Origin of the sequence: Streptomyces sp. NPDC057438, assembly GCF_042802995.1 — a bacterium.
Taxonomy (GTDB): domain Bacteria; phylum Actinomycetota; class Actinomycetes; order Streptomycetales; family Streptomycetaceae; genus Streptomyces.
In genome coordinates, this window is sequence record NZ_JBHVDD010000001.1 from 137009 (window position 1) to 154670 (window position 17662).

Annotated in this window: 14 protein-coding genes and 1 riboswitch; of the genes, 5 read left to right on the forward strand and 9 right to left on the reverse strand. The window is 71.8% G+C overall.

The window, feature by feature from the left end; translation table 11 throughout:
* Positions 1–6 precede the first annotated feature (6 nt).
* The 3 genes from ACFU5F_RS00655 to fahA form a co-directional block, all read right to left on the reverse strand.
* Positions 7–234: a ferredoxin family protein gene (locus ACFU5F_RS00655; RefSeq protein ID WP_010986276.1), complete on the reverse strand. Its 228-nt coding sequence runs from the start codon at positions 232–234 to the stop codon at positions 7–9.
* 46 nt (positions 235–280) lie between these two features.
* Entirely contained in the window at positions 281–1084 is an 804-nt protein-coding gene (locus tag ACFU5F_RS00660; RefSeq protein ID WP_383880053.1) for a GntR family transcriptional regulator, read from the reverse strand.
* A 412-nt stretch (positions 1085–1496) separates the two neighbouring features.
* Positions 1497–2741, reverse strand: a complete 1245-nt coding sequence (gene fahA / locus ACFU5F_RS00665; RefSeq protein ID WP_383880054.1) for a fumarylacetoacetase — start codon at positions 2739–2741, stop codon at positions 1497–1499.
* An 819-nt stretch (positions 2742–3560) separates the two neighbouring features.
* Here fahA and ACFU5F_RS00670 point away from each other — a divergent pair.
* Entirely contained in the window at positions 3561–4367 is an 807-nt protein-coding gene (locus ACFU5F_RS00670) for an HAD family hydrolase (RefSeq protein WP_383880055.1), read from the forward strand.
* A 63-nt stretch (positions 4368–4430) separates the two neighbouring features.
* Here ACFU5F_RS00670 and ACFU5F_RS00675 read toward each other — a convergent pair whose 3' ends face one another.
* A complete protein-coding gene (locus ACFU5F_RS00675) occupies positions 4431–5183 on the reverse strand; it encodes a transglycosylase SLT domain-containing protein (protein WP_383880057.1) in 753 nt (250 codons plus the stop codon).
* Positions 5184–5187: 4 nt separating this feature from the next.
* Positions 5188–5393: riboswitch (cyclic di-AMP (ydaO/yuaA leader) on the reverse strand.
* A gap of 784 nt (positions 5394–6177) precedes the next feature.
* Between ACFU5F_RS00675 and ACFU5F_RS00680 the strand changes: the two genes are divergently transcribed.
* The 4 genes from ACFU5F_RS00680 to ACFU5F_RS00695 all read left to right on the forward strand — a co-directional run bounded on the left by ACFU5F_RS00680 (position 6178) and on the right by ACFU5F_RS00695 (position 11148).
* A complete protein-coding gene (locus ACFU5F_RS00680; protein ID WP_383880059.1) occupies positions 6178–7188 on the forward strand; it encodes a polyprenyl synthetase family protein in 1011 nt (336 codons plus the stop codon).
* A 555-nt stretch (positions 7189–7743) separates the two neighbouring features.
* Entirely contained in the window at positions 7744–9123 is a 1380-nt protein-coding gene (locus tag ACFU5F_RS00685; protein ID WP_383880061.1) for an outer membrane lipoprotein carrier protein LolA, read from the forward strand.
* A 71-nt stretch (positions 9124–9194) separates the two neighbouring features.
* Positions 9195–10217: an ABC transporter ATP-binding protein gene (locus ACFU5F_RS00690; protein ID WP_383880062.1), complete on the forward strand. Its 1023-nt coding sequence runs from the start codon at positions 9195–9197 to the stop codon at positions 10215–10217.
* On the forward strand, positions 10204–11148 hold the full coding sequence (locus tag ACFU5F_RS00695; RefSeq protein ID WP_383880064.1) for an ABC transporter permease: 945 nt from the start codon (positions 10204–10206) through the stop codon (positions 11146–11148). Before ACFU5F_RS00690 ends, ACFU5F_RS00695 begins: the two co-directional genes overlap by 14 nt.
* Positions 11149–11155: 7 nt before the next feature.
* Here ACFU5F_RS00695 and ACFU5F_RS00700 read toward each other — a convergent pair whose 3' ends face one another.
* The 5 genes from ACFU5F_RS00700 to ACFU5F_RS00720 form a co-directional block, all read right to left on the reverse strand.
* Positions 11156–11758, reverse strand: coding sequence for a flavodoxin family protein (locus tag ACFU5F_RS00700; protein WP_383880066.1), 603 nt, complete (start codon positions 11756–11758; stop codon positions 11156–11158).
* 148 nt (positions 11759–11906) lie between these two features.
* Positions 11907–12179 (reverse strand): DUF6406 domain-containing protein, encoded by a 273-nt coding sequence (locus ACFU5F_RS00705; protein ID WP_383880068.1) that lies wholly within the window; start codon positions 12177–12179, stop codon positions 11907–11909.
* A gap of 4 nt (positions 12180–12183) precedes the next feature.
* Complete coding sequence (locus tag ACFU5F_RS00710; protein ID WP_383880069.1) at positions 12184–13491, reverse strand: C2 family cysteine protease; 1308 nt, start codon at positions 13489–13491, stop codon at positions 12184–12186.
* A 404-nt stretch (positions 13492–13895) separates the two neighbouring features.
* Positions 13896–16691 (reverse strand): ATP-binding protein, encoded by a 2796-nt coding sequence (locus ACFU5F_RS00715; RefSeq protein WP_383880070.1) that lies wholly within the window; start codon positions 16689–16691, stop codon positions 13896–13898.
* Positions 16688–17638, reverse strand: a complete 951-nt coding sequence (locus ACFU5F_RS00720) for a hypothetical protein (protein ID WP_383880071.1) — start codon at positions 17636–17638, stop codon at positions 16688–16690. Before ACFU5F_RS00720 ends, ACFU5F_RS00715 begins: the two co-directional genes overlap by 4 nt.
* Between the last annotated feature and the right edge of the window lie 24 nt (positions 17639–17662).

The window sequence follows — 17662 nt, forward strand, 5'->3', positions numbered from 1 at the left end:
GAGCGTTCAGCGGAGCAGGTAGGGCATGTTGACCGTGACGGCGCCGGTGGGGCAGCGGGCCGCGCACGGGCCGCAGTACCAGCACTCGTCGACGTGCATGTACGCCTTGCCGTTGCTCTCGTCGATGGCCAGGGAGTCCAGCGGGCACATGTCCACGCAGAGGGTGCAGCCGTCGATGCACTTCGACTCGTCGATGGTCACGGGCACGTCGGCCCGCTGGGGCGCCAAAGGCATGGCTGTCTCCAGGGAGGGGCGGAACAGGGGCTGTTGCGGGGGGTTGTCAGAGGGAGCGGTGCAGCAGACCGCTCATCGAGATGCGGTCGCCCCGGAAGCGGATGAACTCCAGGTCGACGGGCCGGCCGTCGGCGAGGTGGGTGAGCCGTTCCAGCATCAGGACGGCCGAGCCGCGCGGGGCTTCGAGCACGGCGGCGGAGCGGGTGTCCGCGTTCACCGCCTCCAGGGTGATCTCGGCGTGGCCGAGGCGGTGGCCGGTGATCGTCTCCAGGAGGCGGAAGACGTCGGTGTTCTCCAGGTCGGCGCCGAGGAGTGCCGTGCCGAGGTCCAGGGAGCCGAGGGCGAGGGGGATGTAGGTGAGGTCGAGGGAGAGGGGGAGGCCGTTCAGCCGGCGCAGGCGTTCGATGTAGAGGACGTCGGTGCCGGGCGGGAGGTGGAGGCGGTCGGCCACGGGGGCGGGGGCCGGGGCGGGGCCCATGGTGCGGACCTCGTTGGTGACCGTGCCGTGTTCGCGGAGGGTTTCCGCGAGTCCCTTCAGACGGTCGAGCCCGTGGGGGTACTTCCGGGCGACGACGACGGTGCCGACGCCGGGGAACCGTTCCACCAGGCCCTCGGCGCGCAGCAGGTCCAGGGCCTCGCGGACCGTGTTGCGGGTCGCGCGGTAGTCGGTGGCGAGGGTGGACTCGTGGGGGAGGGGGCCGTCCCCGAAGCCGCCGGTGAGGAGCTGGCGGCGCAGGAGGTCGGCGAGCTGCCGCGCCTGGTCCGCACGCAGCCGACGGCGCGCACGGTGGGCGGCGACGGTGGTCGCGCCCTGGCCGGCGTGCTCTCGGACGCGGTCGGTGGGTGGCATGTTTCGAACCATACCGAAATGGTGGGGAAGGAAATGTTGCCGGAGTGTTGCGCCATGTCGCCGACCGGGTCGGGCTGCTCTGAACTGGGGTTTTCCGGGCGCATGAGGAAGATCTGCCACCGGGTTGTCCAGGGGGTGGGATGAGAGGGTCAGTGGCTGGGACCCGGGGCCGGTGGCCGGAACGCGTCGACACGCATGGCCGACGTCGTATGGCGGGCGGGCGGAGGCAGCGGCCGCGCGCCTCCGAGGGGCGCGGGGAACGGCGCGAGCATCCGCGGCGAGCGCGGCGCTGCCGACGAGGTGCCGCCCTTACGGCGAGGCGCCGCCCCCAGCCGCCGGAGCACCGAGCGCACGCGATCCGGTCCGTCTACCCGCCGCCCCCGGCACCACCCCGTCCCGCCTCCGGCGTCCTCTAGTCCCGGGCCCGGATCCGTCCGCTGACCTCGCCCAGCCCCACCCGTGTCCCGCCCGGGCCCGGTGCCCAGGCCGTGAGGGTGACCTCGTCGCCGTCCTCCAGGAACGTGCGCTTGCCGTCGGGGAGGTCCAGGACGTCCCGCCCGTTCCAGGTGAGTTCCAGCAGCGAGCCCCGCTGGCCCGGCTCCGCTCCGCTGACGGTGCCGGACCCGTAGAGGTCGCCCGTACGCAGGGACGCTCCGTTGACCGTCATGTGGGCCAGCTGCTGCGCGGCCGTCCAGTACATCGTGGAGAACGGCGGCTCCGAGACGACCTGCCCGTTGATCGCGACGCTGATCCGGAGGTCGTACCCCCCGAGGTCGACGTCCGGCCCTGAGTCGTCCAGATAGGGCAGGAGGGGGTGCGTGCGCTCCGGCGGTGACACCCGCGCCTCGTCCAGCGCCTCCAGCGGAGTGATCCACGCCGACACCGACGTCGCGAAGGACTTCCCGAGGAACGGGCCGAGCGGAACGTACTCCCAGGCCTGCAGGTCGCGGGCGGACCAGTCGTTGAGCAGGCAGAGCCCGAAGACGTGGTCGCGGTAGTCCCGCAGCCCCACCGGCCGCCCCATCTCCGAGGGGACGCCCACCACGAAGCCGACCTCCGCCTCGATGTCGAGGCGTACCGACGGGCCGAACACGGGCGCCGGATCGGCGGGTGCCTTGCGCTGCCCGGACGGCCGCACCACCTCCGTGCCGGAGACGACCACCGTGCCGGACCGGCCGTGGTAACCGATCGGCAGGTGCTTCCAGTTGGGGGTCAGCGGGTCCGGGGAGTCGGGCCGGAAGATCCGGCCCACGTTCCGCGCGTGGTTCTCGGAGGCGTAGAAGTCGACGTAGTCGGCCACCTCGAACGGCAGATGAAGGCGTACGCCGGACAGCGCGTGGAAGTGTGGCGCGATCGTCTCCCGGTGCGAGGGCACCGTGAGCCACGCGGTCAGCGCCCGGCGGAGGTCCGACCAGGCGGTACGGCCCGCCGCCAGCAGTGGGTTGAGCGTGGGGTGGGCCAGCAGCGCCCCGTACGGGGAGCCGAGGGCGTGGGCCGCCGCGGCGGCGTCCAGGACGTGGTCGCCGAGGCGGACGCCGACCGTACGGGCGTCGGAGCCGGCGGGGGAGAAGACGCCGTAGGGGAGGTTGTGCGGCCCGAAGGGGTGGCCCTCGGGGACGTCGAAGGGATCACCTTCGGGGACATCGAAGGGGGGCATCGGGTGCTGCCTCGCTCTCGTGCTTTCCGTCGTTCCTCTGGTCGCGGCACACGTTACGGGGCGGTGCCAAGATCGGGGAGTGTCTGAAGAGTTCGCAATGTCCCCATAGAGGGGAGAGCGGGAGAAAGGTTCCGGCTTGGTCCTCCCCGGGTGGCTCGGGTGGCGCGGGTGGCCTGGAGGGCTCGGGTGGTTCGGGTGAGCCGGGGCGGGGGTCGAGTCCGGGTACGGGTCCGCGTACGGGGGTGGACCCCGCGGTCCTGGCGGTGGCCAAGACCGGCGCGCGGGTGCGTGTGGTGGCGCGCGGCCGGGGCGTGGTGGCCGTCGGCGCGCCCCCGCGAAACCGGCCACGGCTACGCCCCGGCCGCCGCCCGGACCGGCCCGGCCGTGGTGGCGGGAGGTGGCGCGGGTCGTGCGCGCCGAGTCGTGGGTGTGGGCCCGCGGTCGGGGCGCGGGGCCTTGACGGCGTACGGACGGAGGTGTGGACGGAGGTGCGAGCGGACGTAGGGCGGACGTACGGAACTGCACGGGATCGCCGGCGGCGGGGTTGCGGGGTCGCGGGGGTGCCGGTGGTGGAGGCAGGGTGCGGGACGGGGTCCGCGTCATTGCGGCTGACACGGCATCCCCCCGGCGACGCAGGGGCGGGAGGGCGTGTCCGTGATCGGCGGGAGGCGGTGCCCGGGCCCGCAGGCCGCGAGCGCGCCGCTGAACTACCGTTCGGGCAAAGGATGTTGACGTGGGGGCCGGTCACGGTGGTCGGGATGCCGGACGTCGTCCGGTTCCCGTCGAACCGATGGGGTGTGGCATCCGTATTCTCTGATCATGGCCGCTCCCACCGCATATTCACTCATCGCCACTGACCTGGACGGAACGCTCCTGCGCAGTGACGACACGCTCTCCGACCGGTCCCTCGCCGCGCTGGCGCGGGCCACGGGGGCGGGTGCCCGGCACCTCGTGGTGACAGGACGGCCGGCGCCCAGAGTGCGCCCACTGCTGGAGGATCTCGGCGGCAGGGGGCTCGCGGTGTGCGGACAGGGCGCGCAGTTGTACGACCACGGCGCGGACCGGCTGCTCTGGTCCGTCACCCTGGACCGGGAGCTCGCCGAGACCGCGCTCGGCAAGATCGAGGCCGAGGTCGGACAGGTGTACGCCGCCGTCGACCAGGACGGGGTCGACGGCCTCACCCTGATCGAGCCCGGCTACCTCATGCCCCACCCCACGCTGCCCGCGGTCCAGGTGCCGCGCCGGGACGATCTGTGGTGCGAGCCGATCAGCAAGGTGCTGCTGCGCCATCCCTATCTGTCGGACGACGAGTTGGCGTCGGCGGCGCGGATGGCGGTCGGCTCGCTGGCGACGGTCACCATGTCGGGGCCCGGCACCGTCGAACTCCAGCCGTGCGGCATCACGAAGGCGACGGGCCTCGCCCTGGCCGCCGACCATCTCGGGCTGACCTCGGACCGGACCATCGCCTTCGGTGACATGCCCAACGACATCCCGATGTTCGACTGGGCCGCGCACGGGGTCGCCATGGCCAACGCCCACCCCGAACTCAAGGCCGTCGCCGACGAGGTGACCCTCTCCAACGAGGACGACGGCATCGCGGTGGTGCTGGAGCGACTCTTCCCGTGAACGGGCTGTTCCCCTGGGCCCGCCGGCCCAGGGGAACAGATGGAGAAGGGGGAGCCGCAGGGCTCAGTAGGCGCCGAAGACGTTGTCGATCGAGCCGTACCGGTCGGCGGCGTAGTTGCACGCCGCCGTGATGTTCGCGACCGGGTCGTACGGGTCGTACGGGGTGCCGGAGACGTGGTACGCGGCGAACGTCGGGTCGATGACCTGGAGGAGGCCCTTCGAGGGGGTGCCCGCGGCGGCGTTGGAGTCCCAGTTGTTGATCGCCAGCGGGTTGCCCGAGGACTCGCGGATGATGTTGCGGTAGATCCCGTTGTACGTCCCGGGGATTCCCTTCTGCGCCATGATGTCCAGCGACTCGCGGATCCAGCCGTCGAGGTTGTTCGCGTACGTCTTGGCCGAGGCCTGCGTGGCCGTGGACGTCTTGGACGCGGTCGACGACTTCTGGGCCGTGGCCGCCTTGGTCCCGTTCAGCTTCAGCTTCAGGCCCGGCCGGATGAGCGCCGGGTTGTCGCCGATGGCCGCGCGGTTGTTCTTGTAGAGCTGCTGCCAGCCGCCCTTGGTGTGGTGCTTGCGCGCGATGGAGGAGAGCGTGTCGCCGGAGACCACGGTGTACGTCGTGGACTTGGGCAGCACCGCGGCGGGCGCGGCCTGCGGGGCCGACTGCACGGAGGTGGCGGCCTGGGCCGGGGCGGCGGCGTTCGCGGTCGTGGCGACCGTGAGCGGAAGGGCCAGCGCGGCCCCGCCGGTGCCGGCGGCGACGATGCCGCGGGTCAGCGCGTTGCTTCGGGGACGACGGTGTTTGCCTTGTGCGGGCATGCTGAATTCCTCTCCGTCGCCTGCGAGGTGAGCTGTCGGGTTCGGGCTGGAGATGCCCGGCCTCGCGCGTCGTCCCGGCGGTCGCTGTGCGTGCCGCGTCCGCCGGGCGTACTGCGCGTGGCTTCACCCCTAGCCGGTCCGATTGGGGGTCATCGGACCGACGGCTTACCTGGGTCCCCCGCTCCTGCCGTGCGTGGATGAGTGGTGATGGGTGGGGAGTCCGGGGCGGCGGCAGGATTCGGCGGTCCGTCCGGACGAGGTGTGAACGTATGCGAGAGCACACGACTGGAACAAGTCCCGGTTTGGCGCTTTGATCCAGTTGACCTTGAGTTTGCTGTGATTCGACCCAAGATCGGCTATCTGTTTCGCGGCTCAACTTGCCTAGCGCAAAGGGAAAGTCGACGGCGCGGGGTGTGGGTCTCGCGCGGAGGGTCGACGGCGGCTGGTGACTCAACTCACGGGAGGAGTCGGGTGAAATGAAAGTAAGCGGCAAATCGGTCAACTCGGGCCAAGGGGAAAGGGTGCAAAAGGTTAGAAATGGGTGGTCGAGTGCGTGGGGAATCGGCCGGCTCGGGGTGGGACGCGGTGGGGCGGGGGTGAGGGCTGGGGTGCGGGCGAGGCGGTGAGCGAGGCGCGGAGGCGTTCCGCGGGGGAGGGCGGGTATCCGTTCGCGGGTGGGCGCGGGCGGGCGCGCGAGCGGATGCGTGGGCGGGGGTGCGGAGCAGGGTGCGGGCAGGGGTGCCGGTGGGTGCGCGGACAGGTGCGGCATGCGCGTCGATGGATATCGGCGTGTATCAGTTGATCAAGAATGGGAGGAGTGCGGTCCCATACCACTCGAGGCGAAGCCGTGGGCGCTCGCGGTGATCGAAAGGTGACCGGATACGCTGACTCGGGTGATGACAGCGACAGATCGACAAACCGTGTCATCGACCGTGAGAGCGACCTAGACCGACCGTGTGACCGTCATCAGACGTCAGCAGACAGGAGAACCCTCGTGACCGTCGTCGAGCCGTTCGGGCTGAGCGCGCGGGACCAGGCTCTCGAAGCCGATGTCCAGGCCGGAATGGCGGCCGTCGAGGAGGGTCTGCTGGAGGCGACCAAGAGCGAGGTCCCGTTCATCCAGGAGGCCGCCCAGCATCTGCTGCGCGCGGGCGGCAAGCGGTTCCGCCCGCTGCTGGTGATGCTCGCGGCGCAGTTCGGCGACCCCTACGCGCCGGGTGTCGTGCCCTCGGCGGTGGTGGTCGAGCTGACGCATCTCGCCACGCTGTACCACGACGACGTGATGGACGAGGCCGAGGTGCGCCGGGGTGTGCCGAGCGCCAACGCCCGCTGGGACAACTCCCTCGCCGTCCTCACCGGCGACTTCCTCTTCGCCCGCGCCTCGCACGTCCTCGCCGACCTCGGTCCCGACGCCGTCCGCATCCAGGCCGAGGCCTTCGAGCGGCTGGTCACCGGGCAGATCCTGGAGACCGCCGGACCGCGTGACGGGCGCGACCCGATCGAGCACTACCTCGATGTCCTCGGCGGCAAGACCGGATCGCTGGTCGCGGTCGCCGGGCGGCTCGGCGCGCTGATGGCGGGGGCCGACGAGACCGTGGTCGACGTGCTGACCCAGTACGGGGAGCGGCTCGGCGTGGCCTTCCAGCTCGCGGACGACGTCCTCGACGTCGCTTCCGACTCGCACGAGTCCGGCAAGACGCCCGGCACGGACCTCCGTGAGCATGTGCCGACCATGCCGGTGCTGCGGCTGCGCGAGCGGGCGGGGCGGCTGGGGCTGGCGGACGACATCGCCCTGTGCGAACTGCTCGACTCCGACCTGACCGACGACGCCCGCCTCGCCGATGCCCTGGCCCGCCTCCGCGTCCACCCCGCGCTGGAGCAGGCCCGCCGCGACACGGTCCGCTACGCGGAGGAGGCTCGGGCCGCCCTGGCACCGCTCCCGGAGTGCGACGCGAAGGCGGCCCTGGTGGAACTGTGTGACGCGGTGGTGCACCGGGCTGGCTAGCCCCCTCGCGGGTCCCCGGCCGACGCGTCGGCCGGCTCCTCCGCGTCGGCCGGCTTTTCCGCGTCGGCCGGCCCCTCCGCGGCGGCTGGGTTCGTGCCGGTCGGCCGGAGGCGGGGCCTCATACCGGTCGCCCGTCGGCCGCCGACGCTCGGCGGACGTTCGCGGTCGGCTACCCCCGGCCCGCCTCGGCCCTGCACTCCCGGCCCGTCCCCCTCGGCATGGGCCACGCGGTGCCCCCTGCCCGACACCGGGCCCGCCGCCGCAGGCCGGCCTTTCCCGAGCACCCTGCCCGTGCCGGCCGGCAGGCGTGGGTCGGGGGCCGTCGGGGTACTCCGGAACGCACCGCCGGTGGCGTGTCCCCCCGGACGACCCCTACGGGTCGGGTGGACGCTCCGGCCCGTTGTGTCATCCCGTAGCAGTACGCCGAGTTGAGCCCGGAGTCTGACGCTTCTCCCCGGCCGATTTGGTCAGATGGGTATCACCACTCCTCACCGATTCGGGTGAGAATGGCGGCTCCGAGAAGATGCCGCCGCCGACGACGGAGGTAAGGCACACATGGCACCGTACGAAACCGACGACAGCGCCCGGTCCGGCGACGCCGCCGTGCTCGCGGCCGAGGCCGAGGAGATGCGTTCGGCACGGCGACGCAAGGCCGCGCGGTACGTCGTCCCGGTCACCGTGCTGGGCGTCGCCGCCGCGACCATTGGGCTCGTCCCGGCCTTCGCCGGCTCCGGTGACCCCGATCTGCCGAAGATCAGCGCGCAGGAACTCATCGAGAAGATCGCCGCCTCGGACGTGGAGCAGGTGTCCGGCACGGTGAAGATCACCACGGACCTCGGCCTCCCCGACCTGGGCGGCCTCGCGGACGGCCTCGTCTCGCAGGCACCCTCCGGGGGAGACGGCGGATCGGCCGCCGACCCCTCCGCCAAGCTCCTCGAACTCGCCGCCGGCACCCACACGTTGCGGGTCGCCACCGATGGCCCCGACAAGCAGAAGCTGTCGCTGCTGGACGACGCCGCCGAGTACAGCGTCATCCACAACGGCGACGACCTGTGGGCGTACGACAGCGCCTCGAACGAGGTGTACCACGCGACCGACGCCGGCGAGGGCAAGGACCAGCGGGGGCCCAAGGGCGCCCCCGACGCGTCCGAGGACGTGCCGGCGACACCGCAGCAGCTCGCCGAGGAAGCCCTGAAGGCCGTGGACGACACCACGTCCGTGACCGTCGACGGGACCGCGCGGGTCGCCGGGCGGGACGCGTACAAGCTGGTGATCGAGCCCAAGCAGTCCGGTTCGACCGTCGGGGCGATCTCGATCGCCGTCGACGCGAAGACGGGGCTGCCGCTGAAGTTCACGCTCACCCCGGCGAGCGGCGGCTCGGCCGTCGTGGACGCGGGCTTCACGAAGGTCGACTTCGGCAAGCCGAGCGCCTCGACGTTCGACTTCACCCCGCCGAAGGGCGCCAAGGTCACCGAGGCCGACGAGGCCGGGAAGCAGGACGGCCACGCGTCCGGGTTCGGCGACTCCGTGTTCGGGGAGCCCGGCAAGGGCGAGGGGTTCAAGGACGGGAAGAACACCGAGTCCCGCAAGGAGAGCAAGGGCCCCCGCGACTCCGGGAAGGGCTCCGAGAAGGGTTCCGGGGAGGAGTTCGCGAGCGGGCTCGACGGGCTGAAGACGATCGGCAAGGGCTGGAGCACCATCGCCGTGTTCGACGGCGGCGAGGGCGGCGGCATGTCCACCGGCGGCGAGTCCTCCGGCGACGCCCGGGTCGACGGGTTCCTGAACTCCCTCGGCGACCCGGTCAAGGGCGAGTTCGGCTCGGGTACGGTCTTCAAGACCCGGCTGGTCAACGTCCTGTTCACCGAGGACGGCAAGGTGTACGCGGGTGCCGTCACCAAGGACGCGCTGGTGAAGGCGGCCGACGCGGCGAAGTAGCGACGCCGGCCGGTGGGCCGGGGACGGCGACACCGCCGCCCCCGGCCCACCGGCCGTACCCGAGGGGAGCCATGACCGACGCAGCCATTCACACCCAGGGGCTGACCAAGACCTTCCGCGGCGGCCAGGTGGCCGTGGACCACCTGGAGCTGACCGTGCCCAGCGGCAGCGTCTTCGGCTTCCTCGGCCCGAACGGCTCGGGCAAGACCACCACCATCCGCATGCTGATGGGCCTGATCGAGCCGACCTCGGGCACCGCCCGGGTTCTCGGCCTGCCCATGCCCCGCTCCACCCGGACGGTGCTCCCGCACGTGGGCGCGCTCATCGAGGGCCCCGCGCTCTACGGCTTCCTCTCCGGCCGCGACAACCTGCTGCGCTACGACTCCGCCGACCCGACCGCCGACCCGCGCACCCGGCGCGCACGGGTCGGCGCCGCGCTCGACCGGGTGGGACTCGCGGCCGCCGCAGGCAAGAAGGCGAAGGCGTACTCCCTGGGCATGAAGCAGCGCCTCGGCCTCGCGGCGGCGCTGCTCCAGCCACGCCGCCTCCTCGTCCTGGACGAGCCGACGAACGGTCTCGACCCGCAGGGGATGCGCGAGATCCGCTCGCTGGTACGGGAGTTGGCGTCCGACGGCACGACCGTCTTCCTCTCCTCGCACCTGCTCGACGAGATCGAGCAGGTGTGCACCCACGCCGCCGTCATGGCCCGGGGCCGGCTCGTCGTGCAGGGACCGGTGAGCGAGCTGGCCGCCGGGGCGCGCGGCCGTCTCGTCGTCATCACCCCCGACACCGCGGACGCGGCCCGGGTGCTCAAGGAACAGGGCCTCGGGGACGTGGTCGTGACCGAGGGCGACGGTGCCGGAGGTGAGGGTGCCGGGGGTGAGGGTGCCGGGGCCGACGGGCTCGCCGTGCGGCGGACCGGCGGGGGAGGCCGGGTGACGGCGGAACCACCGGCCCCCGACCGGGACCTCGCCGAACTGAACGCCGCACTGGTCACCGCAGGCGTCCGCGTCCGCGGCTTCGCCCTCGAACGCGCCTCGCTGGAGGACGCGTTCGTGGCACTCACGGGGGAGGGCTTCGATGTCGCGGGTTGATACGCCGGAGCCGCCTCCGGCGACCACGGCTACTTCTACTTCTACTTCTGCTCCTGCCGTGTCCGTCGCCGCCGTCCGCACGCCCGGCCTCCTCTGGACCTTCGGGCTATTCCGCAGTGAGCTGGTGACCACCTTCCGGCGGTGGCGGACGATCGCGCTGCTGGGTGTGCTCGCGGCGGTGCCGATCCTCGTCGGCATCGCGGTGCGGATCGAGACGGGAGACGGGTCGTCGGCGGGAGGCGGCCCGGACGGCGGTGGCGGGCCCGCGTTCATCGCGCAGATCACCAACAACGGACTGTTCCTGGTGTTCACGGCCCTGGCCGCGACGCTCCCCTTCTTCCTGCCGATGGCCGTGGGCGTGATCGCCGGGGACGCGATCGCGGGCGAGGCGAACGCGGGCACCCTGCGCTATCTGCTGGTCTCGCCGGCCGGCCGCACCCGGCTGCTGCTCACCAAGTACGCGACGACCATGACGTTCTGCCTGGTCGCGACCCTCGTGGTGGCCGCCTCCGCGCTGGCGGTGGGGGCGCTGCTGTTCCCGCTCGGGGACCTGACGACGATCTCCGGTACGCGTATCAGCTTCTCCGAGGGCCTGCTGCGGGCCCTGCTGATCGCCCTGGCGGTGGCCGCCTCACTGATCGGGGTGGCGGCCCTCGGCCTGTTCATCTCCACCCTCACCAACAGCGGTATCGCCGCGATGGCCACCACGGTCGGGCTTCTCATCACCGTCCAGATCCTCGACCAGATCCCCCAGCTCGACGCCCTCCACCCGTACTTCTTCTCCCACTACTGGCTCTCCTTCGCCGACCTCATGCGCGAGCCGGTCTACTGGGACGACCTCCAGCGCAACCTCGGCCTCCAGGCCCTGTACGCGGCGGTGTTCGGGTCGGCGGCGTGGGCGAGGTTCACGGCGAAGGACATCACCGCCTGAGAGCACTTCAGGCGGCAGTGGGCTCGGTGTCGTACGGGAAGCGGGCGTACGGCTGCTCGCCGGGCCCGGTGAAGAACGTCTTCGCGCGGGCGAGGGCCGCCGTGTCGCGGAGCACGTCACCGGGCTTGCTGCCGTTGCCCAGCAGGACTCCGCCGAACCGCATGCCCAGATACGCGGCGGAGTGGTTGAGCGTGCCGATGAGCGGCTCGGCGACCTCCTCCTCGTGGTGCGCGAGCGCGGTGACGCCCCAGAGGGTGCGGCCGGCCATCGTGGCCTTGAAGTCGACCCCGGGGGTGCGCAGCCAGCCGGACCAGTGGTCGAGGTACCGCTTGACCTGGGCGGACACGGAGTACCAGTACAGCGGCGACACGATCACGAGGTCCGTGGCCGCGAGCGTGGCGTCCAGCAGCAGCGCCCTGTTGTCGCCCCGGGGCCGTACGTGGTCGCTGTCGTGCCGCAGATCCGCGAAGTCGGGCAGCGGGTGCTCGGTGAGGTCCAGCCAGTGCTGTTCGACGTCCTCGGGCAACTGCTCGGCGGCCGCGCGGGCCAGCGTCTCGGAGTTGCCGTCCGACCGGCTGCTGCCGAGGACGAACAGGAAACGTCGGGTCATGGTGTCCCCCTGGGTACGTGGCCTCTCCGTACGCGACGCATGGGTGCGCGGCGCGCGGCGATTACATGCTTGGACAATATATGCGTATGCATAAGTTTGCCAAGGGGAACTTCAGGGGGGGCGCCCGCCGTGCCGTACGGCGATTCCCTCAGCCCGCGGCGGGCGTGGGCTCGACCTTGCGCAGGACCACGTACTGGTCGTCGCCGGTGGCCGGCTTCTCGATGCGCTCGAAGGTCCAGGTGGCGTCCCGGACGGGGAACGTGTCGCCGATGCCCAGCTCGAATTCCCGCTCCTCGTCGGTTGCGACGATCAGGTAGACCCTGGTGGGCCGGCCGACGGGGGCGTACAGGTGGCGTACGGCGAACCAGGCGTCCTCGGTCTGGCGCGGAACTCCGCTGCGCAGCGCGAGTTGGTCGATCACTGTGTCACTCCGTTGTCGTGTAGCGGTTCTTGAAGTGTTGCTTGAACTGGCTGACGGTCATCGGGTCTGGGTTCGTGCGATTGTGCGGGTTCCGCAGATGCACCAGACCCCGGTCATCCATCTTGGTCACTTCGTAGGCGTGCTTCGGGAAGAGCTTGTGGGGCAGGGGCGCCGGGTCGTCCTTGGGCGCGTTGGTGCCCACGAGTATGGGACGCCCTTCGGCGAGCTTCTCGCGAAAGGTATCCACCAGCTGGCGGTCCGGGCTGCGGCCCCGCATGTCGTACGTCGTGGGGAAGTCCTCGGTGTAGGCCGTATCACCGGTGAGCTGGGCGAGCAGTTCGGCGCGAACGTTGGGATTGCTGCCCCGGTCCAGCCTCGCGTATCCCGAATCCGGTCTGGGCCGAGAGTCGTCCCATGTCTGATCCACCCCGGCGATCGCCTTCTCGAGGACAGAGGGCCAAGCCACATTGCTGCCGCCCGATGTGGCGTACACCGGGCGCTCCTGGAATCCGGCCTCGACGGGGAGGTCCGCCGTGACAGTGAGGTGCGTGACGGCACCCGTGGGGTGAAAGTGGCGCCAGTCCCCATCGAAGGAATGCTTCGTCTGGTGGAGCGTCACCGCGTACGTGCCGTCGTCGTTCTCGCGAACGCACTGAGAGATCAACTCGGGCCGGTGTCCGGCGACCGCACCCATGGTCGCGATGACTCCGCAGTCGTCGAGCATGCCCTGCTGCGTCTGCTCCCGAGCCGGTGGGCCGTCGAAGAGGGGGAGGCGTGTGCCGTCGGGGCGGTCGAGAGGGGTGCCGTACTCGATCAGGGGCCCCATGCCCGGCAGGTCCACATTGTTGAAGTCCGGTCTGTCGATCGTCGCTTCCTTCGGCACCGGTACATCGGCCGGTTTCCCCACGTGGGAGAACACGTCGTGCGCCCAGTCGAGGAAGCCGCCCTCCGCCGTGTCGTCCGGCTCCTCGGCCTCGAAGGGGTCGGGGGCCTCCGACAGGGCGGCCTGCGTCGCGTCCGTCCGGCTCGGCTGCTCGACGACTGCCGGTTCCGCCGGCACCTCGCTGTCGACGGGGTGCGGTTCGGGTGCCGAGTCCGACTCGGTCGTCGCGGGTGCGGGTGCCTCCGGCGGGGCGGGGGCCGTGTCGTCGGAGGCGGCCGGTGCCTCTGAAGGATCCGGGGCGTCCCCGGGGACGGCCGCCCCCGGGGTGTCCGGGGTCTCCGGGGCGCCGGTTTCGCCGAGATCTTCCGTGACCTCGATCGGTGGGGGCGTGTCCGTGGGCTCTGGCTCCACCGGGGCAGATGCGTCCACGGGAGCCACGGGCTCCGCAGACTGCGTGGGTTCGGTGAGTTCTGCCGGCTGCGCGGGCTCGGAGGGCTCTGGCGGCTCCATGGGTTCGGTGAGTTCTGCCGGCTCCAGGTGCTCCCTCCGCCCGACTGGTTCCGTCGGATCGCTTGGCTCCGTCGGTGCCTCGGGTGGGTCGGGTTCCCCGTGCTCCCCAGGGGCAGGTGTCTCTGCCGGAGTCGGTGCCTCCGTGGGTTCCGGGGCTTCCAGGTCCTCCTGGGCTGCCGTCGGCTCTGGTGCTTCCAGCGGGTCCGGGGGCTGCGGGGGCTCCGTCGGTTCCGGAGCCTCTGTCGGTTCGCCTGTCGGGTCCGGCGCGTCCGTCGGGGCCGGTGCTGTCTCCGGGGGTGGTGGCTGTTCCGTGGGGCGGTCGTTCATGCGGAGGGTCCGGGGGTGGTGTGGGTGCGGTAGAGGCGGACCCACGGGAGGGTCTTGCGCTGCCAGGCGGCGCGGGCCAGGTGGATGAAGACGCAGGCCCGGTAGTCGCGCAGGGCGTCCGGGACGGGGTCCCGGAGGGGGACCGTGTCCGCCAGCTCGGCGACCCAGTCCGCCGTGTCGCTCCACCAGGCCGACTGCTCCGGCTTGGACTTGGGGTACCGAGCGACCCGCTCCTTGAGATCCTTCGCGTTCTCGGGCCAGACGGCAGTACTCGCGCGGGAGCGGAACGCACAGCGGTGGGCACAGCCGTCGCACTCGGGAAAGGGGGACAGGGCGTCGGACACCGGCGTCACCTCCGCCGCGAAATCGCGGAAACGGGAGGCCAGTTCAGGGGAGGTGGCCAAGGGAGCCCGGTGCACGCCCGCCTGCCGCGCCGCCGCCGCGCGGACGTCGGGCACCGTGATCAGAGCCGGGCGGTCGAGGCGGTCGTGGTGGGCGAAGGCGTGAAAGGGCTCCAGGGTGGCCGCGTAGCGCTCCTGGTCCGGGGAGAAGCGCATGGTGCCGCCGATCAGCTCACGATCGGCGGCGGCGGGCAGCCGGTGCATGACCTTGAGGTTGGTGTTCTTGTACGCGTCCTCCACGAGCTTGCCGGGAACCTGCTCGACGATGACCACGCCCTCGCCGTACTTCCGGTTCTCGGCGAGGGTGTTGGCGAAGGCCTGCGCCGCCCGCGCCTGGGCGTTGCCCTCCTTCGCGTCACCGGACTGGGCGAGGGGCCGCCCGAGCAGACGGTGTGCCTCCTCGATCACGGTGACGTGGGAGAGCGAGCCGCCGGGGCGGTTCGCCTTGTAGTGCTCGGTCATCGTCTGGAGGATCAGGGCGGTCACGAGCGACTGTTCCTTCTCGTTGTCGCCGATCGCCGCCAGCTCCAGAACCACCGGGCGGCGCAGCAGTTCCGCCACCGGGTAGGACCGCGTCACGTCCAGCGTGCTGCCGCAGGCGCCCTCGGCCAGCGACTCGGCCCGCAGCCGGGACGCGGCCACGATGTTGTCCCGCACCTCGCCGGAGTAGTCCAGCCGCTCGCACTCCCGGCGCATCTCGGCGATGAAGTCACGCAGCGTGGGCCACTCGTGGTCGGGGCCCGCGATGTCCGTCGGTACGACGCCCTTGCGCGCGTACGTGGCCCGCAGCGCCCGGTTGTAGATGTTCGGCAGCGGGTCCCACAGGCCGAACGCCGCGTCGAAGCAGGCCAGCAGCCCGGCCACGTGGGTGCTGATGCGCACCCCGGCCGGAACCTCGAAGGGGTTCAGGCGCAGGGGAGCCGTGGTCTCGTCCCCCACGGTGAGCACCACGAGGTCCTCGAACCCGGGACGTGTGGCGAGCCAGCGGTAGTCGTCCAGCTCGGAGTTGACCGGCTCGATGACGAGGAACGGAACCCGGTGGTCGCGCCACAACTGCTCGCAGAACGCCAGGGTCGTGTTCGTCTTGCCCGAACCGGTGGTCCCGACGAACAGGGCGTGCCGAGTGAGGTCGTCCAGTCCGATGCCCAGAGGCCCGGCCGGGGTGTCGTGGACGAGCTGGCGGCCCAGGGTGAGCGCGGGGCCGTCCGCGCGGTACGCCGTCTCACCGGCGAGACCGGGGCGCCGAACCGGGAACCCGGTCATGTGGCCGTTCACCGCCAGTGGCAGCCGGAACGCCGCTCCCGCTTCGCGGGCGTCCACCAGCTCCGCGAGGAGCCGCAACTGCGGCGAGAGCGGTTCGGGCAGCCGCCACCCGTGGTCGCCGCCCCAGCGTCCGTGTTCCAGGGTGGTCAACCCCTGCCAGGCGGCCGGGAGTTCACCGGGGCCGGGCCACGCCACGCTGTGCGCCGGACCGCTGAACGTCTCCGTGAGCACGCCTTGCTCACGTGCCCGTTCCTGTGGGGACACCGTCGCGCCGGCCAGCTCGGCCAGCGACTCGGGCAGCCTCGCGGGCGAGGCCAGGGCGATCCGGATGCGGAAGGCGCGGCCGGTGTAGCGGCGCGCGGCGTCGGCGTACACCCGGGACGCGTCCACCGCGAAGGCGTCCGGGGCGAGCTGGGCGCCCGGCGACCACAGACCGTCAGGCACCTGGCCCTGGGTGCCGAGCCGGCCGTACTGCGTGGCGACGCGGTGCAGCAGCGGTCCGAGGTCGTCCGGTACGACGTACGGTTCCAGGCCGACCGTGAGCATCACCGGGTACGGATGCTCGGCCAGCGCCCGCCACAGCGCGTCCCACGGCGGCGCCGACGCGGTGAACGGCTGGGGAGACAGGTAGTACCGCACTCCCGCGTCGGGACGGTTGGGCACCCCGGCGCGGTACCGCTTGCGGATCTCGGCCACACCCGCGACGGGCTCGGGCGTGAACGGGGTCAGCAGCCGTGCCACCTCGGCCGGGTCCTCGACCGGGCTCGCGAGCACATGGCGGGGCAGCGCGGCCAGCCGGGCGCGCAGCGCGAGCGCGGCCGCCTCCGCCCGGTCGCGCGTGGCCGCCGACACACGGCCGAGCAGGGCGCAGGTCATGCCCCGCTCCGCCGGATCGGAGAGGTAGCGCAACTCGACGCGCTCGCCGTGTGCCGTGCCCCACTGGCCGGTCAGCCAGGCCGTCTCGGCGGCGACCGCCTTGATCCGGCGGTCGTCCTCCGCGAGATCCGCGTACTCCCGGGTCTCGGTGAGATCGGCCGCGGCATCGACGCGTACCGCCGTCCAGGCCCAGACGGTCGTCCCGTCGGACACGGTCAGCACGCCGGCCGCCGCCCGGTCAGTGGCGCTCAACTCCCGTTCCAGTGCTGCCCGTTCGTGTCCAGCGGGGCGTGCGGGGCGACGGGCGGTGCCGGCGGCGCCATGGGTATGTGACCCGTCGGACCCGCCGCCGGATACCCGGGCGTGGGCTGCCCCGCCGGGTACACGGGCGGGGCAGGAGGCCCGGGCGGGGCGGCCGGGGCCGAGGCCGACCGGACCGGGGGCTCCTGGCCGAAGGCCGAGGCCAGGGGCACCTCGATGCCCTGGATCGCGATCTCCACACCTTCACGGGCTGCCGAGTGCACCGCTTCCCGCATGGCGCGCGGCCGGTCGGTGCGCAGCATCTGGTTGAGGCTGCCCGCGCGGTTCAGCATCGACGCGACGACATCCTTCACGAAGTGCCCGATCACGACGGCGCCGGAGCGGCTGCGCCACATCGTCCAGCCGACGTAGAGGCTGGTGCCGTAGGCGAAGACGGTCACATAGGCCACGTAGCGGCCACTGGTGACGACCAGTCGGTTGTGCACGACCTCCGGCGCGATGTCGCTGCGGATCCGGGCGGGAACGGCGGTGACGGGGATCCGGCGGCTGGTCAGCGCGCCGTAGATCGTCGCGTACGCGGAGGAGGAGGCCGCGGCCTTGTCCTCCAGGAGGGTCTTCCACTCCGAGATCGGCTCGTTCTGCCGGACCAGCAGGAAGACCACCCAGAAGATGATGACCGAGAGAATCAGACCGGGGCCGACGGCGTCGACGTCGGCCGTCAGGAGGGCGGGCAGCAGACCGAACACGAAGAAGACCAGGAACGACGCCACGGCCGCCTGGAACCACAGCTGTCTGACGGTCCTGAACTCCACGGACTCGTCGAAGCTCAGCTCGACGTCCCGGTACTGCAGTGTCTGATTGCGGTACGCCACGTTCGGGCCCACCGCGCCGGAGGCCGCCCAGCCGACGGGGCTCCCTGTCCCTGTCGTGTCCATCATCCCCGTTCCCCGTGCCACGTTCTC